Origin of the sequence: Haloarcula litorea (assembly GCF_029338195.1) — an archaeon.
Classification (GTDB): Archaea; Halobacteriota; Halobacteria; order Halobacteriales; family Haloarculaceae; genus Haloarcula; species Haloarcula litorea.
Genome location: NZ_CP119779.1, coordinates 1,962,973 through 1,984,547 on the forward strand (window position 1 = coordinate 1,962,973; position 21,575 = coordinate 1,984,547).

At 70.1% G+C, this 21,575-nt stretch carries 18 protein-coding genes; 13 read left to right on the forward strand and 5 right to left on the reverse strand.

Features of this window, described 5'->3' with window-relative positions:
• The first annotated feature begins 44 nt into the window (after window positions 1-44).
• Window positions 45-1,364 carry a sulfatase family protein gene (locus P0592_RS10525; RefSeq protein ID WP_276270844.1) on the forward strand — a complete coding sequence of 440 codons (1,320 nt, stop codon included), beginning with the start codon at window positions 45-47 and terminating at the stop codon, window positions 1,362-1,364.
• Window positions 1,365-1,396: 32 nt separating this feature from the next.
• On the opposite strand, the gene P0592_RS10530 is transcribed toward P0592_RS10525, so the two are convergent.
• The 4 genes from P0592_RS10530 to P0592_RS10545 all read right to left on the reverse strand — a co-directional run bounded on the left by P0592_RS10530 (window position 1,397) and on the right by P0592_RS10545 (window position 6,421).
• Entirely contained in the window at window positions 1,397-2,353 is a 957-nt protein-coding gene (locus P0592_RS10530; RefSeq protein ID WP_276270845.1) for a PfkB family carbohydrate kinase, read from the reverse strand.
• Between the two features lie 78 nt (window positions 2,354-2,431).
• The gene (locus tag P0592_RS10535; RefSeq protein ID WP_276270846.1) at window positions 2,432-4,447 is read right to left on the reverse strand and encodes a beta-galactosidase; all 2,016 of its coding nucleotides are present in this window, start codon (window positions 4,445-4,447) and stop codon (window positions 2,432-2,434) included.
• On the reverse strand, window positions 4,444-5,502 hold the full coding sequence (locus P0592_RS10540; protein ID WP_276270847.1) for a TrmB family transcriptional regulator: 1,059 nt from the start codon (window positions 5,500-5,502) through the stop codon (window positions 4,444-4,446). Before P0592_RS10540 ends, P0592_RS10535 begins: the two co-directional genes overlap by 4 nt.
• A complete protein-coding gene (locus P0592_RS10545) occupies window positions 5,495-6,421 on the reverse strand; it encodes a hypothetical protein (protein ID WP_276270848.1) in 927 nt (308 codons plus the stop codon). Before P0592_RS10545 ends, P0592_RS10540 begins: the two co-directional genes overlap by 8 nt.
• 112 nt (window positions 6,422-6,533) lie before the next feature.
• On the opposite strand from P0592_RS10545, the gene P0592_RS10550 reads away from it, so the two are divergent.
• From P0592_RS10550 to trpB, 9 genes are all read left to right on the forward strand, one after another.
• Entirely contained in the window at window positions 6,534-7,889 is a 1,356-nt protein-coding gene (locus P0592_RS10550; protein WP_276270849.1) for an extracellular solute-binding protein, read from the forward strand.
• Between the two features lie 12 nt (window positions 7,890-7,901).
• Entirely contained in the window at window positions 7,902-8,873 is a 972-nt protein-coding gene (locus P0592_RS10555; RefSeq protein WP_276270850.1) for a carbohydrate ABC transporter permease, read from the forward strand.
• Between the two features lie 3 nt (window positions 8,874-8,876).
• The gene (locus P0592_RS10560; RefSeq protein WP_276270851.1) at window positions 8,877-9,776 is read left to right on the forward strand and encodes a carbohydrate ABC transporter permease; all 900 of its coding nucleotides are present in this window, start codon (window positions 8,877-8,879) and stop codon (window positions 9,774-9,776) included.
• Window positions 9,777-9,780: 4 nt separating this feature from the next.
• Window positions 9,781-10,926: an ABC transporter ATP-binding protein gene (locus P0592_RS10565; RefSeq protein WP_276270852.1), complete on the forward strand. Its 1,146-nt coding sequence runs from the start codon at window positions 9,781-9,783 to the stop codon at window positions 10,924-10,926.
• On the forward strand, window positions 10,919-12,922 hold the full coding sequence (locus P0592_RS10570; RefSeq protein ID WP_276270853.1) for an amylo-alpha-1,6-glucosidase: 2,004 nt from the start codon (window positions 10,919-10,921) through the stop codon (window positions 12,920-12,922). The genes P0592_RS10565 and P0592_RS10570 overlap by 8 nt, the downstream gene beginning before the upstream one ends.
• Window positions 12,919-14,448 carry a sulfatase family protein gene (locus P0592_RS10575; protein WP_276270854.1) on the forward strand — a complete coding sequence of 510 codons (1,530 nt, stop codon included), beginning with the start codon at window positions 12,919-12,921 and terminating at the stop codon, window positions 14,446-14,448. The genes P0592_RS10570 and P0592_RS10575 overlap by 4 nt, the downstream gene beginning before the upstream one ends.
• Before the next feature lie 85 nt (window positions 14,449-14,533).
• Window positions 14,534-15,544 (forward strand): formylglycine-generating enzyme family protein, encoded by a 1,011-nt coding sequence (locus P0592_RS10580; protein WP_276270855.1) that lies wholly within the window; start codon window positions 14,534-14,536, stop codon window positions 15,542-15,544.
• Window positions 15,545-15,661: 117 nt separating this feature from the next.
• Window positions 15,662-16,108: a reverse transcriptase-like protein gene (locus P0592_RS10585; protein WP_276270856.1), complete on the forward strand. Its 447-nt coding sequence runs from the start codon at window positions 15,662-15,664 to the stop codon at window positions 16,106-16,108.
• A gap of 281 nt (window positions 16,109-16,389) precedes the next feature.
• A complete protein-coding gene (trpB, locus tag P0592_RS10590) occupies window positions 16,390-17,556 on the forward strand; it encodes a tryptophan synthase subunit beta (protein WP_276270857.1) in 1,167 nt (388 codons plus the stop codon).
• Between the two features lie 39 nt (window positions 17,557-17,595).
• On the opposite strand, the gene P0592_RS10595 is transcribed toward trpB, so the two are convergent.
• Window positions 17,596-17,922, reverse strand: coding sequence for a NifU family protein (locus P0592_RS10595; RefSeq protein WP_276270858.1), 327 nt, complete (start codon window positions 17,920-17,922; stop codon window positions 17,596-17,598).
• Window positions 17,923-18,075: 153 nt separating this feature from the next.
• On the opposite strand from P0592_RS10595, the gene P0592_RS10600 reads away from it, so the two are divergent.
• The 3 genes from P0592_RS10600 to P0592_RS10610 all read left to right on the forward strand — a co-directional run bounded on the left by P0592_RS10600 (window position 18,076) and on the right by P0592_RS10610 (window position 21,573).
• Complete coding sequence (locus P0592_RS10600; protein ID WP_276270859.1) at window positions 18,076-19,065, forward strand: HEAT repeat domain-containing protein; 990 nt, start codon at window positions 18,076-18,078, stop codon at window positions 19,063-19,065.
• A gap of 74 nt (window positions 19,066-19,139) precedes the next feature.
• Window positions 19,140-20,339: an ABC transporter substrate-binding protein gene (locus P0592_RS10605; protein ID WP_276270860.1), complete on the forward strand. Its 1,200-nt coding sequence runs from the start codon at window positions 19,140-19,142 to the stop codon at window positions 20,337-20,339.
• A gap of 82 nt (window positions 20,340-20,421) precedes the next feature.
• Window positions 20,422-21,573 carry an ABC transporter substrate-binding protein gene (locus tag P0592_RS10610; protein WP_276270861.1) on the forward strand — a complete coding sequence of 384 codons (1,152 nt, stop codon included), beginning with the start codon at window positions 20,422-20,424 and terminating at the stop codon, window positions 21,571-21,573.
• The last annotated feature ends 2 nt before the right edge of the window (window positions 21,574-21,575 follow it).

The following is a 21,575-nucleotide window of genomic DNA, read 5'->3' on the forward strand; positions in this document are numbered from 1 at the left end:
GCGTGGACCAAGCTATTTGCCCCGTCCGCGTGACCCCCGACACTGTGAGCGACGACAGTCCGCCCAACGTCCTCGTCGTCCTGACCGACCAGCAGCGCTGGGACACCGTCGGGGCCTACGGCAACCCGATGGAGCTGACTCCGACCGTCGACGGGATGGCCGACGAGGGGACGCTGTTCGAACAGGCGATCTCCCCGCAACCGCTGTGTGCGCCGGCCCGCGCGTCGATCCAGACGGGGCAGTACGCCACCGAGCACGGCGTCTGGAAGAACGGCATCGAACTCCCCGACGTGGACCACCTGCTCGGCCGGCAGTTCGCCGACGCCGGCTACGACACCGGCTACGTCGGCAAGTGGCACCTCGCCACGACGGGGACCGACCCGATCCCGCCCGAGCAGCAGGCCGGCTACGACTACTGGCGGGCCGCCGACCTGCTGGAGTTCACCTCCCACCCCGAGGAGGGGTACGTCTACGACGGCGACGGCGAGCGCGTCGACTTCGAGGGGTACCGCGTCGACGCGACGACCGAGCACGCGAAAGCCTTCCTCGAACGCGACCGGGACCGCCCGTTCTTCTGTTTCCTCTCCTACCTGGAGCCCCACCACCAGAACGATCTGGAGGCCTACGTCGCACCGGAGGGGTACGCCGACCGCTACGCCAACCCCTGGGTCCCGCCCGACCTGGAGGGGGTCCCGGGCGACTGGTACGAGTCGCTGCCGGACTACTACGGGATCTGCCGGCGCATCGACGAGTGCGTGGGCGACCTGCTGGCCACGCTCGAAGAGCAGGGGGTCCGCGAGGACACCGTCGTGGTGTTCGCCTCCGACCACGGCTCGCACTTCCGGACCCGCAACGAGGAGTACAAGCGGAGCTGTCACGAGTCGTCGGTCCGCGTCCCGCTGGTGGCGACCGGGCCGGGCTTCGAGGACGGCGGCCGCGTCCGGGAACTGGCGAGTCTGCTCGACCTCCCGCCGACCCTGCTTGACGCGGCCGGTGTCGACCCCCCGGACCCGATGGCCGGGCGGAGCCTGCTGGAGGCGGTCGACGGCGACCCCGACGAGTGGCGCGACGAGGTGTTCGTCCAGGTCAGCGAGTCCGCGCTCGGGCGGGCGCTGCGGACCGATCGCTGGACCTACGGCGTCTACGACCCCGACGCCGAGGGGACCGAGCGGGCGGCCGGCGACAGCTACCGCGAGCGGTACCTCTACGACCTGCGGGCGGACCCCTACCAGCGGGTGAACCTCGCGGGTCACGACGACTACGCCGACGTCGCGGCCAACCTGCGGGCGCGGCTGGCCGACCGGATCGCGGCCGTCGAGGGCGAGCGGCCGACGATCGAGCCGGCAGCCCACCAGCACTTCTGAGCGCGGGGCCGGCGGAGCCGACGCGCGTCGGCTCAGCGGACCTTGCTCTCGCGCTCGAAGGCCTCGACCTCGGCGAGGGTCGGGACGCCGCGTCGCGCCCCGTCGCGCCGGGTCGAGAGGGCCGCGGCGACGGCGGCGGTCTCTATGGCCGCCCGCAGCGACGCGCCCGCCGCGAGCCGCGCGCCGAGGTAGCCGTTCAGCACGTCGCCGGCCCCGGTCGTGTCCACCGGCGTCACGGCCGGCGGCGTCACGGTGAAGCCGCCGTGGTCCCCGTCGCCCTCGACGGTGATCGCGTCCCCACCTCGGGTCCGGACGACCGTCCCCTCGAACGCGTCGAGCGCGTCCCCCAGCGCCGCGGCCTCCCGTTCGTTGGGGACGAGGTAGTCGACCGCGTCGCGGGACAGCAGCGACGCGACCCCCTCGACCGGCGCGGGGTCGAGGATCACCGTCGGCCGCGACGGTTCGTCGGCGAGCGCGTCGAGCAGCCAGCGGACCGGCTCGACCGGGATCTCGTTCTGGAGGAGGAGGCAGTCGGCGGCGACGACGTGCTCGTAGCGCGCCCGGACGTAGGCCTCGTCGACGGCCCCGTTCGCGCCGGGGCGGACCAGAATCCAGCTGTCGCCGGCCGCGTCGACGAACACGTACGCGGTGCCGGTCGGCTCGGCGACGGTCTCGACGTGGCCCACGCCGACGCCGGCACCGACGAGTTCCTCCCGGACCCCGAACCGGTCCTCGTCGGTCCCGACCCGGCCCAGCAGCGTCGCCTCGGCGTCGGCCCTCGCGGCGGCGACCGCCTGGTTGGCCCCCTTCCCGCCGTGCTCGATCCGGTCGACGGCGTCGTCGAACGCGTCCGGGACGGTGTCGACCCGGACCGTCTCACCCCGCTCGGGGAACCACTCGTGTCGGTCCCGGAGCGCGGCGATCTCCTCGCCGGTGACGCTCCGCACGCGGTCGACGTTGACGCTCCCGAGGCTGACGACGTGTCCCATCTGAACGTACTCCTGTCCGCGTGTGTGTGGGCCCTGGGCGTTGTAGCTTCCGCTTCCGGTCGAGCGTCGAAACCACACTCACTCGGATGGGTCCGTAACGGTCACCCCGAGTTCGGTCGCGTCCCCGCGTCCCACGAGGTAGTCGTACGCGCCGACGGGCGTGGTCCCGACGACCGGGTCCCCGGCCACGCCGTCGACCCCGACTGTCCCCGAGGTGAAGTTCGTCACGAAGCAGTGGTCGCCGCGCTGGACCACCCTGACGCCGTCGGGCAGCGGCGTGTCTCTGTGGGGGAGACCGGCCGCCGACAGCAGGTCCGCACAGAGGGCGTCGGCCAGCCGCGGCTCCGGCCAGACGCCCGCGTAGGTCACCGAACCGTCGCCGACCCGATTCCTCGTGACCGCGGCCTCGCCGGCCCCGACGCCGCCGACGTGGCTCCCGACGACCGTCGCCTCGTCGGGGGCGAGCCACTCGCCCCACGTCCGGTAGCCGTGGGCCTCGCCGCGGTAGTCGACGGTGGTGTCGACGGCCTCGGGGACCGTCTCGTGCTCCGCGACGGTCGCGCCGACCAGCGACCGCAGTGGGCCCGGCCGCGGGGTCTCGTGGACCCGGTTGTGCGGGTCCTTGAACCCCGACCGGATCGTCAACAGGAGCCGCCCGCCGTCACGGACGTACGATTCGAGGTGGGCGGCCCGCTCCTCGCCGACGAGGTACGGCGTCGGCGCGACGGCGGCGTCGTAGCCGTCGAGGGGGTCGTCGGGGTGGCACACGTCGACGGCGACGCCGCGGGCCCGGAGCGCGTCGAAGTACGTCCGCAGGTGCGTCCAGTAGTCGAAGTCCGGCGCGTGGGGCTGCTCCCGGAGCGCCCAGCAGTTCTCGTAGTCGTGGAGGACGGCGACGCTCGCCTCGGGCCGGGGGAGGTCGGGCAGCGCCGCCATATCGTCGGCGGCCGCGGCGGCGTCGCGGTAGCCGCGGTCGGGCCGACCGGCGTGGTCCAGCAGGCCGCTGTGGTACTGCTCCTGGCCCTGCGAGCAGGCCCGCCAGCGGAAGTACGCGACCGTGTCGGCCCCGTGGGCCGTCGCGTGCAGCGCCCACAGCGCCATCGCGCCCTCGCCGGGCTGGGGGTTCGTCGGCGACCAGTTGATGTCGCCGGGCTGCTGTTCCATCACCCAGAACGGCCCGGCGGCGGCCCCCCGACAGACGGCGTGGTTCAGGGCGAGCTCGTCCGGGTCGCCGGCCCGGAGCTCGTCGACCGTCGCGGGGTCGCCCTCGCGCGTCTGGACGAACCCGGTCGGGTAGGAGTCCCACGAGAGGAAGTCGACGGTCTCGCCGAGCGCGTGGAGGTCCAGGTCCTCGAACTGGCCCATCGTGTTGTGGGTCAGCGTCCAGTCGGCGTTCGCCTCGCGCAGCAGTTCGGCCTGCAGGGCGTTGTACTCGACGACGCTCCGGCTGGCGAAGCGGGCGTACGCAAGCAACAGGGACGGGTGGTGGGCCGAGGGGGTGGGTCGGGGCGGTTCGACGGCGGCGATGTCTTCGTACTGCTGGCTCCAGAACGCCGTCCCCCACGCCTCGTTGAGCGTCGCCGCGTCGCCGTAGCGCTCCCGGAGGTACGCACGGAAGGCCTCGGCGCACTCGTCGCAGTAACAGCGGACGGTCCCGTGACAGCCGTACTCGTTGTCGATCTGCCAGCCGCTGACGACGTCGCGGTCGGCGTACCGCTCGGCGAGGCGACCGACGATCCGTTCGGTCTCCTCGCGGTAGGCGGCGCTGTTGAAACAGTACTCCCGCCGGCTGCCGTACCCCTCGACGGTGCCGTCGGCGGCCACTCTCCTGACCGACGGGCGCTCGTCGACGAGCCACTTCGGGGGCGTCGCCGTCGGGGTACACAGCAGCGCCTCCCTGTCGTGGTCGGCCAGCAGGTCCAGCACCGTGTCGAGCCACGCGAGGTCGAACGCGCCGCGCTCGGGTTCGAGGCGGCCCCACGCGAACTCGCCGAGCCTGACGGTCTCGACGCCGGCGGCGACCATCCGCTCGACCGCGCGCTCCCACGTCGACTCGTCCCAGTGTTCGGGGAAGTAACAGACGCCGACGGTCACAGTCGCGTCACCTCCACGCCCTCGGCGGCGACGTCCTCGATGGTGGCCTTCCACCCGCCGACGGTGACGGTGCCGTCGTCGGTCGCGAGCGTCAGCGACGCCTCCTGTGGCACCGCGACGCTGTAGTCGACCTCCGTCGGGCCGGCGATCTCGTAGTCGACGATCTCCCCCTCCCAGGACCCCTGGCGGTGCCGTTCCGTGTGGGTCCCCCGGACCGTGGCGTACAGGTCGGTGCCGGCCTCGAACTCCGGTTCGAGGTCGTTGATGGCGTGCCACGGGTCGAGGTAGCGCCGCGCCCCCTCGCTGCCCCGCTGGACGACCGTCGAGGCGGGCCAGATCTGCTCGCTGTAGTTCTGGAACAGGAGGACGAGGTTGCGCTCCTGTGTGATGATGTACGGCTGTCCCGAGCGGGCGGGGTGTTTGCTGCTGAAGACGCCGTAGCTCCGGTCGGCCGCGATGAAGGTGTCGGCCGTCGCCCGGTGGCGCACCCGCAGGCGCTCGTCGAAGTCCGTCCCGGCCACGATCGTCTCGTCGCCGAGCAACAGCAGCCTGACCGTGACGTTCCGGTCGAGCGCCTCCTCGATGTCCGAGCGGAGGTCGGGGTAGCTGGTCGCGTCGACCGAGAGCGTGAGCCACCACTCGGCGTCGGCGATGGCCTGCCGGGCGTGGCGCATCGCCGAGTCCTCGCGCTCGACCATCGTGACGAAGGCGTCGGGGTTCTCCTCCGTCCGGTGGTAGAGCCCCTCCAGCTCCGAGACGGCCGTCGACACGGTCTCCGAGAGGTCCTCGATCCGGCGGCGTTTCAGCTGGTTCAGCACCGTCTGTGGCGACGGCGCGGTGACCTCCTTGCCGCGGGCCTGGGAGTGGACCTCGACCAACCCCTCGCTCTGCAGGTCGTCGATGACGTCGTAGATGCGGGCCTGCGGGACCCCGGACTCGTCGGCGAGGTCGGTCGGCCGGGCGCGGCCGAGTTTCACCGCCGCGAGGTAGGCGCGGGACTGGTACTCCGTCAGGCCGAGCCCCTGCAACTCCTCGATGACCAGCGACTCACTCATCGGTCAGGGGGGCGCGGCGGAGCTCGAAGGCTCCGTCCCCGCGGGCGACCTCGTAGTACGCTTCCTGCCCGTCGGCGGTCGACGCGACGTCCAGGTACCGCAGGGTCGCGAAGCCGTCGACGCCGGTGGCGGTCCCGGCCGTCGGCGAGGCGTACCGGGGGCCGTCGGGGGTGGTGTCGACCACGTCCCCGAGTCGCTGGGCGGTCGCCACCCCCGTCCGGAGGTTCCACGTCTCGCCGTGGTCGGTGTGGCTGCTGCCCTCGTAGAACACCTGCCAGACGGGCGCGTCGGGTGCGGGCCGCACGCAGGCGACGCGCGTGTGGTGGTCGTGCCAGTACTGACGGCCCAGCACCGGGTTCTCGGGGACGCGCTCGAACGTCTCGCCGTCGACGCTGGTCGCGAGGTGGGCCTGCTCGGAGACGCCGTCGTGGCCCGCGTAGAACATGTAGTAGCGCCCGCCGACGGTCAGCACGTATGGGTCTTTCACCGTCACCGCGTCCGTCGTCCCGGCCGACGGCGTCAGCACGTCCCGGGCGGTCCCGGGGTCGAGGTCCGCCGGCCGACCGACGGCGTCCAGCCGCCGGATCGTCCACTGGTTCGCACCGTGGTCGACGGGGACGTACAGCACGAGCCGCCCGGTGCCGGGAGCCGTCGCCAGCGCCGGCCGCTCGACGCTGACCACGCCCAGTTCGTCGGCGGTCACCGACCACAGTTCGGTCAGCGTGTCCCCCACGCGGTAGAGCCGGAGCGCGCGGCCCCGCTCGTCGGGGGTCCGCTCGCGAACGGCCAGCAGCTGCGTGCCGTCGTACTCGTGGACACAGGGCGCGCCGATCCAGTTGCCCGCGCCGTCGCCGGGCGGGTCCAGCACCGTCTCGGCCGCCGACTGGTCTATCGTCGGGTGTGTCGCGTACGTACCCATACCACCACGCTACTCACATCAGCAAGATTAGTCTTGGGGAGTTTACAACCACTGAAAATAGTTGTTACACCCCATTACTAAGTGGGGAGCCGTCGTTAGTACATAATGAATTATGGCAGACTCCAGTCCACGCACGGACCTGAAGCGACGCCAGTTCATCGAGGCGGCCGGTGCGACCGGTGTGACCGCCCTCCTCGCGGGTTGTGGCGGCGACGGCGGGGGCGGGACGCCGACCGACGGCGACGGCGGTAGCGACGGGAGCGGCGGCGGCACCACGACCGACACGAAGACCTCGGAGTCGTTCACGCTGGAGTACGTCGACGTCGACGGCGACCGGGCGAAGAAACACTTCACCCCGGTCATCGAGGAGCTGAACGGCAAGTACGACGCCGACATCTCGCTGAGGTTCCGCGAGATCCCCTACGGGAATATGAAGAAACAGCTCCTCACGCGCGTTGGGGGCGGCAACGCGCCGGACGTGGCGGCCATCGACCAGATCTGGTTGGGCTCGTTCTACGAGAGCGGGAAGCTGATGTCGTTCAGCGATATGAAGAGCGAGGTCAACTTCGAGGACTACTTCGCCGGCTTCAAGCCCGCGGTCCAGCAGGAGGGGAACCTCGTCGGCTTCCCGATCACGACCGACGTCCGCGGGATGTACTGGCACAAGGATATGGTCGAGGAGGCGGGATTCGATCCGGCGAGCCCGCCCGAGACCTGGTCGGAGTTCTACGAACTGGGGAAACAGGTCCACAACCCACCGGAGACGTACGGGACCGGGATCATCGTCGCGTCCGGTATCTGGAGCGTCCCGCTCTTTAGCACCGGGGGGCAGTTCCTCAGTGCCGACGGGACGACGCCGAAGTTCAACAGCGAGGCCGGCTACCAGGCGGCGTCGTTCTACGACGCCATCTACAACACGGAGGACTTCGGGCCTCCGGAGCCGATCTTCGGGGACCACAGTATGCCCCGAGAGTTCATCAAGGGGACCTACGCGACGACGCCGGTGTACGGGTCCTGGCTGGACTTCTTCGCCCGTCAGGAGGGGATGTCCAACGAGGAGATCAAACAGCAGTTCGGCTTCGGCCTCACGCCCCATCCCGAGGGCGGCCAACCGGCGACGATGAACGGCGGGTTCGCGTGGGCGGCGTTCAACACCACCGAGCGGCCCGACATCGTCCGGGACTTCATGAAGCGCATCAGCACGAAGGAGTTCAACCGCAAGATCGCCAAGGTCAGCGGGCGCATCCCGACCAGGCAGTCCCTGCTGGACGCCAGCGACGTCTGGGAGAACATCCTCTGGTCGGACACGATCAAGGGGATGCTCGAACACGGCGGCACCCGACCGGTCAACAACTGGTCGACGGTCAGTTCGGCGCTCAACCCCGAACTCCAGCGGGTCGCCTTCGATCGGGCCGAGCCCGAACAGGCGCTGCAGAACGCCGCCGAGAAGTTCAACAGTCAGGTGTGAACTCCCTCGGACATGTCTGACTCCGAACCGACGTATCTCTCCGAGTTCGACACCGGGAGCCGCGCCACGGAGGAGCTCACCCGTGCCGAGCGGCTCTACGAGGCCGTCGACGCGCGCCTGCCGTACATCATGATCGCCCCGGTGTTCGTCATCGTCTTCGGGCTGATCCTCTACCCGGCGGTCTGGGCGTTCAAGCTCAGCCTCTACGAGGTGAAGATCTACAACCTCGACCAGCAGACGTACGTCGGCCTCCAGAACTACGTCGAGATCTTCAACAACCCGCTGTTCTACAAGGTGATGAAAAACAGCGTCGCCTTCGTCGGCGCGAGCGTCGTCGGGCAGGTCGGCATCGGCGTCGTGCTGGCGATCCTGCTGGACCGCTCGTGGCTTGGCGACCGGCTCTCGCGGTTCTTCCGGGCGACGTACATCCTGCCGTGGGCGACGACGGCGGTCATCGTCGGCTACTCCTGGCAGTTCCTGCTGAACTCCCGGGTCGGACTCGTGAACCAGTTCCTGATGTGGCTGGGGTGGGCGAACCCGCCCGCCTGGCTCAACAGCATCAAGTTCGCGATGGTCGGGATCGTCGTGATGAACATCTGGCGGGGGACGCCGTTCTCGCTGATCTTCCAGACCAGCGGCCTCCAGAGCATCCAGGAGTCGTTCTACGAGGCCGCCCGCGTCGGCGGAGCCTCGCGGTTGCAGACGGTCCGGAACGTGACGCTCCCGCTGCTTCGGCCCTTCATCCTGATGAACCTCATCCTGGTGACGCTGTTTACCTTCAACGTCTTCGGGATGATCCTCGTGATGACCGGGGGCGGCCCGCTGAACGCGACGGAGGTGCTGGCGCTGCACATGTACGAGACGGCGTTCAGCGTCGGCAACTTCGGGAAAGCCAGCGCGCTCGCGGTGTTGCTGTTCCTGTTCAACCTCTGTACAGTGGCGTTCTACCTGAAGGCGTTCGGCGGCATCGACCAGGCGATCTGAACGATGAGTGTCCAGCAAAAACTCCTCGAATCCCGGTACCGGGTCCGGAACGGCGTCGAGTACGCGAAGAAACACCCCGAGAACGCGCTCCTGCGGGGCGTCGCGGTCGCCGTCCTCGTGAGCGCCGCGATCTACTTCGTTATCCCGCTGTACTGGCTGTTCGTCGCGGCGTTCAAGCCGCCCAACACCATCGGGTTCCCGCCCGACATCGTCCCCTCGACGGTGTCGCTGACGAACTTCGAGACGATCCTGGCACAGACGCAGTTCGTCGGCCAGTACCTCGTCAACAGCGTCATCGTCGCTGGCGGCTCGGCGGTCCTGGTGCTCGCGATCGCGACGCCGGCGGGCTACGCCTTCTCCCGGTACGACATCAGGTACAAGAACTACCTGATGATCGCCATCCTGTTCGTCCAGATGATCCCGTTCCTGGCGATGATCATCCCGCTGTACCGCATCTTCTCGATCGTCGGCCTGCTGGACACGCTGTTGGTCATCGTCATCGTCGCCTCGGCCAACACCATCCCCGTCGGGACGTGGCTCATCAAGGGGTACTTCGATACCGTTCCCGAGGGGCTGGAGGAGGCCGCCCGCGTCGGCGGTGCCTCGCGGTTCCAGGCGTTCCGGGTCATCATCCCGCTGGCCAAGCCGGCCCTGGGCGCGGTCACCATCTACGCGTTCGTCGGCGCGTGGAACCAGTTCGTCATCCCGCTGACGTTCACCAACAGCGAGGCCAAGTGGGTGTACCCGGTCGCGCTCTACCGGTTCATCTCCCGACAGGGGGTCGTCAACTGGGGACTGTTGGGGGCGGCCAGCCTCATCGCGATGCTGCCGATCCTCGTGTTGTTCGTGACGTTCCAGAAGCAGTTCGTCGCCGGGCTCACCGGCGCGGAGTACAAAGGGTGATCCTATGAGTACGATCAGACTCGACAACGTGACCAAGGAGTTCAGTGACGTAACGGCCGTCGACGACGTCGACTTCGAGATCGAGGACAGCGAACTGCTGGTCCTCGTCGGGCCCAGCGGCTGCGGGAAGACCACGCTGTTGCGGACCATCACCGGGCTGGAGACCCCCACCGAGGGCGAGGTCTACATCGACGACAACCGCGTGACCGACATCCCGGCCCGCAAGCGGGACGTGGCGCTCGTCTTCCAGAACTTCGCGCTGTTCCCGCATATGAGCGTCTTCGAGAACATCTCGTTCAACCTCCGGATGCAGGGCGACCTCGACGGCGAGGAGATCGAGGCCCGCGTCGAGGACATCGCGGAGATGCTCGACATCGGCGAGCTGCTGGAGCGGGACATCAGCGAGCTCTCGGGCGGGCAGAAACAGCGCGTCTCGCTGGGCCGGGCCATCGTCACCAACCCCGCAGCCTTCATGCTCGACGAGCCGCTTGCGAACCTCGACGCCAACCTCCGGGACCAGATGGAGACGGAGATCGTCCGGCTCCAGAAGCGGCTGGGGATCACCACCGTCCACGTCACCCACAACCAGAGCGAGGCGATGACGATGGGCGACCGCATCGCGGTGATGAACGACGGCGAGATCCAGCAGCTGGGCACCCCGGAGACGGTGTTCTACGAGCCGGCGAACCTCTTCGTCGCCCGGTTCATCGGCAGCCCGACGATGAACCTCGTCGACGCCACCGTCGAGAGCGACGTGGTCCGCGTCGGCGGGTTCGGCGACGCCAGCCTCGCCGTGCCGGTCGACACCGACGCTGTCGGCGAGCGGGACGTCGTCCTCGGGGCGCGCCCGGAACACGTCGAGGTCAGGCAGGACGATCCCGGGGGGAGCGAGTGGCTGTCGATGGAGGTGGCCTTCGAGGAGTTCCACGGGGCGAACCGCTACCTGTTCTTCGAACCGCCCGGCGTCGAGGAGTTCGTCGCACAGGTCGACTCCAGCGAGGACTTCGGCACCGGCGACCGGGTCAGCGTCCGGCTCGTCCCCGACCAGGTCCACCTCTTCGATCCGGCGTCCGGCGAGCGCGTCAACGAGGCGACGATCGAGGGGCCGAGCACGCCAGTCCCGGAGTCGCACAAGGGCGACGATGACTGAGGAGGTGCTCGTCGACGGCCACACGTTCCTCGTCACCGACGAGGCGTTCGCGCTCGACGGGACCGGCGGCCTGTTCCACCGGGACACGCGCTACCTCTCGGACCTGTCTGTCTCCGTCGAGGGAACCGACCTCGCACCGGTGGGCAGCACCCTCCAGTCGCCGTGGCGACGGCGGGTGACGTACGCCGACGCCGCCTCGACGGTGAACAAGATCGACGAGTCCGAGGAACAGAAACACACGACGCTGGCGCTGACGCGGGACCAGGTCGTCGCCGAGGGCCTCGGCCTCGTCGAGCGCGTACACGTCACCAACCACGCGCGGTCGGCGACGACGGTCCAGCTGTCGGTCGACGTCGACGCCGACTTCGAGAACCTCTTCGAGGTGCGGGACCTCTCGACGGGGATCGACCGCGAGATCGAACGCTCCGCGGGGGACGACCGGATCGGGTGGCGCTACGACCCGGCGGACGCGGGCGGCGCGGCGACGACCGTGTGGTTCGACCGCGCGCCGGAGACGCTGACCTCCCGGGGCGCGACCTGCCGGCTCCCGCTGGCCTCGCAGGCGTCCGAGACGGTGACCGTGGCGGCGCTCCCCGGCGGGACCGACGGCCCGGTCGAGGCGTCGCTGTTCGACCGCGCGGTCGAGGCGGCCGGCGGTCCCGAACTCGGCGTCGACGCCGCCGCCCTCGCGGGGAGCCGCTACGGGACGCTGTTCGAGCGCGCCGTGGCGGACCTGCGGGCGCTGGTGACGGCCACCGACCACGGCCCGGTGCCGCTGGCCGGGGTCCCGTGGTTCGCGACCGTGTTCGGCCGCGACGCGCTGCTGACGGCGTACAACGCCGTCCCGGTCGCGCCGACGCTGGCGGCCGGGACGCTCCGATACCTCGCCGCCCACCAGGGGACCGGCGAGGACCCCTACCGCGAGGAGGCACCGGGCAAGATCTTCCACGAGATCCGACAGGGCGAACTCGCCGAGCGGGGGGAGATCCCGCATACGCCGTACTACGGCACCGTCGACGCGACGCCGCTGTGGCTGGTCGTCCTCGACGAGACGCGGCGCTGGACCGGGGACGAGTCGCTCGTCGACGACCTCTGGGCGGCCGCCCAGCGCGCCGTCGACTGGCTCGACCGCGCGACCGACCGGGGCCGGGAGGACCCCTTCCTCTACTACCGCGAGGCCGACAGCGCCGGGCTGGTCCACAAGGCCTGGCGGGACACGGAACGCAGCGTCCAGTTCGCCGACGGGCGGCCGGCCGACGCGCCGCTGGCCAGCGCCGAGGTGCAGGGGTACGTCTACGACGCCTACCGGCGGACCGCGGCGATGGCTCGCGAGCGCGACCAGTACGCCGACGCCCGCGAGTACGAGCGCCGCGCCGAGCGCCTCGCCGAGCGGTTCGACGCCGAGTTCTGGCTCCCGGAACGGGAGTACTACGGGACGGCCCTGACCGGCGACGGGCGGGTGGTCGACTCGACGACCTCCAACGTCGGCCACTGCCTCTGGTCGGGGCTCGTCCCCGACGAGCGGGCGGGGGCGGTCGTCGACACGCTGCTGGACGACGGGCTGAACTCCGGCTGGGGCGTGCGGACGATGAGCAGCGAGGACGCGGGCTACAGCCCCGTCTCCTACCACGTGGGGAGCGTCTGGCCCCACGACAACGCCCTCGTCGCGCTGGGGACCGCCGACTACGGCTTCCACGAGGCGGCCGAGCGCGTCGCGACCGGCGTACTCGAGGCCTGCCGGAACCTCGACCGGCAGCGGGTCCCGGAGCTGTACTGCGGGTTCGCCGACGAGACGCCGTACCCGTACCCCTCCGCCTGCGAGCCGCAGGCGTGGGGCGCGTCGACCCCGGTCGCGCTCCTGCGCGCCCTGTTCGGGCTCGACCCCGACGAGGGGGTCACGAGGACCCCGTCGTCGCTCGACGTCGAGCGCGACGCCGTCGCCGCCCTCGTCGACGGGGCCGACGCGACCGTCGCCGCCGGCGGTGACGCGCCGTGAGGGTCCTCCTCGTCGACGTGGATTCGCTGCGGCCGGACCACCTCGGCTGCTACGGCTACGACCGCCCGACCTCGCCGACCGTCGACGCGCTGGCGGCCGACGGCGTCCGGTTCACGCGGGCGTACGCCTCCGACACGCCCTGTCTCCCGAGCCGGACGGCGCTGGCCGCGGGCCGGTTCGGCGCGCGGACCGGGGTCGTCACCCACTTCGGCGAGGGCCAGTGGTACGACCACGGCGCGAGCGGCCACGAGGCCGACGCGGACGCGCCGCTGGCGTTCCGACACCTCTCGCGCCACGGCGTGCGGACCGCGACGGTCAGCAGCTTCGGCAGCCACCACGCGGCGTACCACTTCAGCGGCTCGTTCACGGACGCGATCCAGCCCACGCCCCGGAAGGACACCGAGACGGCCGCCGACGTGACCCGCGAGGCGACCGCCTGGCTCGACCGCCACGCGGCCGACGACGACTGGCTGTTGCACGTCCAGTACTGGGGCGTCCACCACCCGTACCACGACGTGACCGACGACGTCGAGACGCTCCGGGACGACGACTGGACCCCCGACTGGCCAGACGGCGAGGCCCTCGCCGCCCAGCGGGGGACGACCGGGCCCCGGACCGCCGACCTCTGGCCGACGCCCGACGCCGTCGGCGAGCCGGACTACGAGGCCCAGTACGCCGACTGGCCGATGCCGGACCGCTTCGAGACGCCCGAGGACGTCGCCCACCTCGTCGACGGCTACGACGCCAGCGTCCGTCGGATCGATCGCCACGTCGATCGACTGCTGACGGCGCTCGACGACGCCGGCGTCCGCGAGGAGGTCACCGTCGTCGTCACCGCCGACCACGGCGAGGCGCTGGGCGAACACGGCCTCTACGCCGAACACGGCCTCGCGCACCCGCCCACGCAGCGGGTCCCGCTCGTCGTCGCCGGGCCGGCCGTCGACGATCCCGACCGCGCCGTCGACGCGCAGGTCTACCAGTTCGACCTGACGGCGACGCTCTGTGACCTCTTCGACGCCCCCGTCCCGGACGGCTGGGACGCCGCGCCGCTGACCGACGCCCTCCGCGGCCGGTCGTTCGACGGCCGTGACGCGCTGGTCTGTGGCCACGGCATCTTCACGTTCAGCCGCGCGGTCTACGAGGACGAGTGGGCGTACATCCGGATCCTCCACCCCGGCGTGTTCTCGCACCCGGCGCTGTTCAACGCGCCCGACGCCGAGGGGCCGGCCGCCGGCCTCGAACTGCTCCACGACCGCGAGGCGGACCCGCACATGACGGAGAACGTCGTCGCCGACCACCCTGACGTCGCCGATCGGTTGCGCCGCCGGCTGGCCGACTGGCGGGACGAGATGCTCGCCACCGCCGACGCCGGCGGCACCGACCCGCTCGCGCGGATGGCCGTCGACTCCGGCCCCTTCTACTACGTCGACCCCGAAGAACTGGCGGCGTACTACCGTGAGACCGACCGCAGCGACCGACAGGTCCGGGCCGTCGAGCGGGCGCGGTCGTTCCCGACGGACCGATGAGACGGGCGTCCCGTCGCGCGGGCGACCAGGCGGGGTCCCCCGCTGCGGCGAAACGACTTCGTGTGTCCCGCGGTGACACCCGACTATGACCGACGAGGACCCGGCCTGCTGTGGGCCCGACCGCGGGTCCGACGAGCGCCCGGCCCGCGCGGGCGGCGACCGGCGAGGCACCGACGCCGCGCGACGGGCGACCGAACCGGCGGGCGGCGACGACGACCGGACCGAGGGGATGGTCCGCCTCGACGGCGGGACGTTCACGATGGGGACCGACTCCGACGAGGGCTTCCCCCAGGACGGTGAGGGGCCGACTCGCGAGGTCACGCTGTCGCCGTTCCACGTCGACCGCCACGCGGTGACCGTCGCGGAGTTCCTGACGTTCGTCCGCGAGACCGGCCACACCACCGACGCCGAGCGGTACGGCTGGTCGTTCGTCTTCGAGGACTTCGTGGCCGACGCCGACCGCGAGCACGTCCGCCAGCGCGTCGACGCCGCCCCCTGGTGGGTCGCCGTCGCGGACGCGACGTGGCTCCGGCCCGACGGCCCCAGTTCGAGCGTCCTGGACGACCGCGAGCGGTTGAAACATCCCGTGACACACGTCTCGTGGCGCGACGCCCGCGCCTACGCCGAGTGGGCCGGCAAGCGACTCCCGACCGAGGCCGAGTGGGAGTACGCCGCCCGCGGGGGACTCGACGGGAAACGCTTCCCGTGGGGCGACGACCTGCGACCCGGCGGCGAGCACCGCTGCAACGTCTGGCAAGGGGAGTTCCCCGACCACGACACGGCGGCGGACGGCTACCACGGCACGGCTCCCGTCGACGCCTACGAGCCCAACGGCCACGGCCTCTACAACGTCTCGGGCAACGTCTGGGAGTGGTGTGCCGACTGGTTCAGCCCGGACCACCACGCGACCGACGACTACAGCCACGTCGACCCCACCGGTCCCGCGGACGGCACCCAGCGCGTGATGCGCGGTGGCTCGTACCTCTGTCACCGGTCGTGGTGCAACCGCTACCGCGTCGCCGCCCGCTCGAAGAACACGCCCGACAGCTCGACCGGCAACATCGGCTTCCGGTGTGTGGTCGACGCGGCGGACTGACGCCGCCGTTCGGAACGGCGGGCGGAGGTGTGTGCGTTGTATTACTGTGTATTCGCCCCACCGGGCGCGCACACGTCGGACCGACGGGCATTTGCTCCGCCCGACCGGAGGATGGCTGTGTCGCCGATCGACGACAGTCCGGCCCCGTCACTGCTGCTGTACTTCGACGCCAGCGTCCACTACGGGGCCGACAACGCCAGTCCCACCTCGGCGGCCGTCGGCTACCACGTCGACGACGGGGCCGAGACCGTCGTCGAGGGGTCGGAGCGCGTCGACGCCTTCGTCTCCAGTGCCCACCTGGAGTTCCGGGCGCTGCTGGAGGCGGTCCGTGCCGTCGAGGGGCTCGGGACGCGCGTGGCCTCGCTGCACGTCCACGGCGACGCCGACGCAGTCGTCCGGGCCGTCGACCCCGAGGAGTCGGCCACCCCGTCGGACCGGATCACGCGCCGGCGCGTCGAGCGCATCCGCGACGCCGTCGCGGACGTGCCGGTCGTGACCTACCGGGCGGTCGGGCGAGGGGAGAACGAGCGCGCACACGCGCTGGCGCGAGCGGCCCACCGCTGAGGCTCAGTCGCGACAGCCCTCACACCTGACCGCGCCGGGGAGTGTCGGCCCGCCGCAGCGACGACAGCGGTCGGTGCCGGTCGAGCCGGTTCGCATCGCCCGTTTGATTCTCCCCAGCATCGCTTGACACGTAGTACCACAGCGACTTATTTCTACCGGGTATCGAAAGTTCCACTGGGAATAAGAGAGCATACGTATCACTCTCACCGCGTATCTGTGACAAACCGCACCAGCGGCCGGGCAACGGTAGCTTTTACTCGCCACCGTCGTCAGGCAGTGGTATGTCTTCACCAGGCGAGTTCGAGGAGTTCGGTGGTCGACACGTCCCGGAACCGCTCGAGGAACCGCTCGCGGAGCTCGCGGCGGCTTTCGAGGAGCTCCGGGACGACCAGGCGTTCGTCGAGGAACTGGACTCCCTCCGGGAGCACTTCGGTGGCCGGCCGACGCCGGTGTTCCACGCCGAGACGCTCAGCGAGCGCTACGACGCGAACATCTACTTCAAGCACGAGGACCTGCTCCACGGCGGGGCTCACAAGCTGAACAACACGCTCGGGCAGGCGCTGCTGGCGAAGAAGGCGGGGAAAGAGCGGCTCATCGCGGAGACCGGCGCGGGCCAGCACGGCACCGCGACGGCGATGGTCGGCGCGCTGCTGGACATGGACACGACCGTCTACATGGGTCGGCACGACATGCAGCGCCAGGAGATGAACGTCTTCCGGATGCGGCTGATGGGGGCCGACGTCGAGCCAGTCGAGCGGGGCAACGAGGGGCTCGCGGAGGCCGTCGACGCCGCGATGGAGGACCTCGTCGAGAACACCGAGGAGACCCACTACCTCGTCGGCAGCGCCGTCGGGCCGGACCCGTTCCCGCGGATGGTCCGGGAGTTCCAGTCGGTCATCGGCCGCGAGGCCCGCGAGCAGATCCAGGACCTCCACGGCGACCTGCCCGACGCCTGCGTGGCCTGCGTCGGCGGCGGCTCGAACGCGATCGGCCTGTTCCACGCGTTCAAGGACGACGACGTTGCCCTCTACGGGGCCGAGCCGGCCGGCAAGGGGCTGGACTCCGGGCAACACTCCGCGCCGCTGTCGGCGACGGAGAACGAGGACCCGCAGATCTTCCAGGGGATGAAGACGCGGGTCATCGACGACGACACGGAGAACCACTCGGTCAGCGCCGGCCTCGACTACCCGGCGGTCGGCCCGGAACACGCCGCGCTCCAGTCGCTCGGTCGCGCCGAGTACCACGGGATCACCGACGAGGAGGCGCTGGCGGCGTTCCGGGAACTGAGCGAGGCCGAGGGGATCATCCCGGCGCTTGAGCCCAGCCACGCCATCGCGCTGGCGATCAAGCTCGCCGAGGAAGACCGCCACGACACCATCCTCGTCAACCTCTGTGGGCGCGGGGACAAGGACATGCAGACCGCCGCCGAGAAGTTCGACCTGTCGTAGGCGGGCCGCTCGACGTCCGGAGAACTGTTCGCGGGCGGCTCAGAACGGCGGCGAGTAGTCCTCGTACTCGTCCATCTCCTCCATCTCGTCGGTCTTGGAGGGCATCACGGCCGCCTGCGGACCGCCGGTGCGGACGACCTCGACGTCGGCGAGCTCGTCGACCGCGTCGGGCAGCTGGCGCTCGATGGCCTTCATCGTCATCGGGGCGATGCCACAGCCCGAACAGGCACCGCCGATGGCGACCGTCGCGGTGCCGGCCGCCTCGTCGACGTCACGGACTTCGAAGTTCCCGCCGTGGTCCTGGATCTGGGGGACGTTGTTGCTGAGGTAGTTCCGCGTCTTGCGTTCGAGGCCTTCGGCGCTCATACGCGACGTGCTTGGGACGCCACGGGGATATAATTAACCGATTAGCTCGCCCTAAAGTAACTTTAGGCGGAGCTAAAGGAGCTCTGTGGCGTGCGGAGAAGGTCGGTGACGAGAGAGAAGGCTTTAATCGGCCGGTCCGACAGTCGACTGACGATGGACGAGAGCGAATCCCCCGCCGACGGGCTCGCTGAGACCCTCCACACCGGCGACGCGGCCGCCGCGGAGGCGCATCTCGAACGCCTGCGCGATCGGGACCCCGAGACCGCGAAGGCCGCGCTCCGGGACGCCCGCTCCGTTCTCGCCGACGACGGGGGAACCGTCGAGGGCGTCGCCCAGCAGTTGGCGGCGTTCCTCGCGGCCGAGGACCGGTCGCTGCGGCTCACGGCCGCGAAGACGCTCGTCGCCGCGGCCGACGCCGATCCGGAGGGATGCCGCCCGGCGGCGGCTGCGCTGGCCGACCGGCTCGCCGACGAGACGGAGTTCTACTACGTCCGCGCTCGCTGTGCGGAGGCACTGGGCTATCTGGCGCTGGCCGCGCCCGACGAAGTGGGGACCCCCGAGCGGCTGGCCGACCTCCGGGTCGGGCTGGCCTTCGACGAACCCGAGGTGCGGGAGAAGCTCGCGAAGGCGCTGGAGTGCGTCGCGCTCGCCGACCCCGACCGGCTCACGCACCTGGTCGGGAGCCTCTCGGATCACCTCGACGACGACCGCGACCTCGTCCGCTACCACCTCTGTACGATGCTGGTCGCGACCGGCGACCGCGATCCCGCGGCGCTGGCGGACGCGCGGGACGCGCTGGCGGGTCGCCTCGACGATGAGGTTCCGCAGGTGCGGGGGCGCGCCGCGGAGGCGCTGGGTGTCCTGGCGCGTACCGACGCCGACGGGGTGCCGATCGGCGGACTGCGGAGCCTGCGGAGCGACGACGAGCAGTTCGTCGCCGATCGGGCCGCCTTCGCGCTCGACGCCGCCGACAGCGACGCCGCGGGCGACGAGCCGTTCGGCGACGTGGAGGCCCTGCGGGGAACCACCGACGAGATGGCCTCGGAGATCACCGCCGCGCCTGAGGGTGAGTGCCCCCACTGCGGGTTCGAACTGCCGCCGGACGGGCCGCCGATGTGTCCGCGGTGTGGCGGGCCACGGTGACACACGGGCGCACGGCGGTTTAGGCCTACCAAAAGATGAGAACGCTTTTAAATCGTTAGGCTGGCCTAAATCCTATGGGAGACGGTCCGAGCGAGACACCGACGCGCAGAGAGTGGCTGAAGTACGGCGGCGCGGCGGTCGGCGGGACGCTGCTGGCCGGCTGCTCGGAGGGCAGCGGCGACTCGTCGTCCGAACCGACCGAGACGGACACGGAGGCGACGACGGAGACCGAGACGGTGAGCGACTCGTCGTATTCGGTGACGATGGAGCCGATGGGCGAGGTCACCTTCGACGAGGTCCCCTCGTCGTGGTCGGCCTACTTCAGCACGTACGGCGATATGGGTATCGCGCTCGGCCAGCTGGACGATCTGCGGGGGCTACTCTTCACCGAGAACTGGCCCCTGGAGTACTTTGACTACCTGCCGGGCGTCGACGCCTCCTTCGACGGCGTCACCCAGCTGATGGGCGATGGCGGGCTCGGCAAGGAGGCGTTCTACGAGCTGGACAGCGACGTCCACCTCTTCGACCCGAACTTCGTCCAGCTGCTGGACGACACCTGGACCGACGACGACTTCGCGGAGATCGCCACGAGCGTCGGCCCGATCGTCGGCAACTCCATCCGCCGTCGCGGTTCGGACTGGCACGACTACCGGTACTACTCGCTGTACGAAGCCTTCGGGAAGATCGCCGAGGTCTTCCAAGAACAGGAGCGATACGAGGCGCTGAAGGCGGTCCACGACGACCTGCTGGCGACCATCGAGGCGGAGCTCCCGCCGGCCGAGGAGCGCCCCACCGTCGGCCTGCTGTCGGTCAACTCCGACTTCGAGGAGGGCGCGTTCTACGCGTACCCGGTCAACGATGGCAACGGTCACAAGCAGTACCGCGACCTGGGGATGCAGGGGGCCTTCGACGAGCACATCGAGGGCGGCTACGCGAAGTGGGACTACGAGCAGCTGCTGGAGGTCGACCCAGACGCGCTCCTCTTCCAGTACGGGTTCTCTCACGTCTCCGCCGAGACCTTCGAGCAGCGGATGGAGCGGATGCGGTCGGACCCGGTCGGGGGCCAGCTGTCGGCGGTCCAGAACGACCGGCTCTACCGCGGGGGCACCTCCTATCAGGGACCACTTATCAACCTCTTCCAGACGGAGATCGCGGCCAAGCAGTTCTATCCGGAAGTGTTCGGGGAGTGGGACGGCCTGGCGACGCTGGCCGACGCGGAGGCTCAGTTGTTCGACCACGAACGGGTCGCCGACGTCATCACGGGCGACCACTGAGACGGGACTGGCGGTCGTCCACAGTCTCGCAGACCCCCCGAGAGATGGAAACCCTTTTGCGTATTTAGGCGGGCCTAAAAATATGCACGGCGACGAATCCGGCGACCGAACACGTCGAAGTTACCTCAAGTACGGCGGCGGACTCCTCGCGAGCGGACTGCTCGCGGGCTGTTCCGAGGGGGCGGGCGACGAGGGCGAAGCGACGGAGCGGACGGGTACCGGGAGCAAGTCCTACACCGTCTCGATGGCCCCCGTCGGCGACGTGACCTTCGAGTCGGTCCCCGAGCGGTGGGAGTCGTACTTCCCGGGCTACGCCGATATGGGCGTCGCGCTCGGCCAGGCCGACGGCCTGACGGCGGTCGGAGTCAAGTCCCGCTACCACACGGAGTACTACGAGGAACTCGACGGCGTCTCCGTCGACGAGGATAGCGTCACGGAGCTGTACGACGAGGGAATCGACAGGGAACTGTACTTCGAGCTGGACAACGACGTCCACCTCACCGACCCGCAGTGGCTGCTGCAGAACTCCTTCTTCGGACTGGAGGAGGCCGACGTCGAGTCGATCACCGACACCGTCGGCCCGTTCGTCGGCAACACGGTCTTCCGCCGGACGGACCCGTGGCACGACTACCGCTACTACGACATGTACGGGGCCTTCCGGAAGGTCGCGCAGGTCTTCGGGCGCGAAGAGCAGTACGCGGCGTTCGAGTCCTTCCACGACGACTTCCTCGCCCGCGTACAGGCGGACCTCCCCGCGGCGGACGACCGGCCCGCCGGCCTGCTCTGTTTCGCCGGGTCGGCCGAACCGGAGAAGTTCTCGCCGTACCGCATCACCGACAAGGGCACCAACAAGAAGCAGTTCCACGACCTCGGGGTCTCCGACGCGCTGGCGGGGACCGGCATCGAGGGACTGTCCACGGACGACCGGGGGCGGATCGACTACGAGACGATGCTGGAGGTCGACCCGCCGGCGCTGTTCGTCCGCGGCCACGAGGACAAGAGCCGCGAGGAGTTCGTCGACACGGTGCTCTCCTATATGACGGAACACAGCGTCGCAAGCGAACTCACCGCGGTCGAGAACGACGACGTCTACCGCGGCGGTCCGATCTACCAGGGACCCATCCAGAACCTCTTCCTGACCGAGCGGTTCGCGACGCTGCTGTACCCCGACACGTACAGCGGTGAGCTGTTCGACCGGGGCCGGCTCTCGGCGATCGTCACCGGCGACGACTGAGC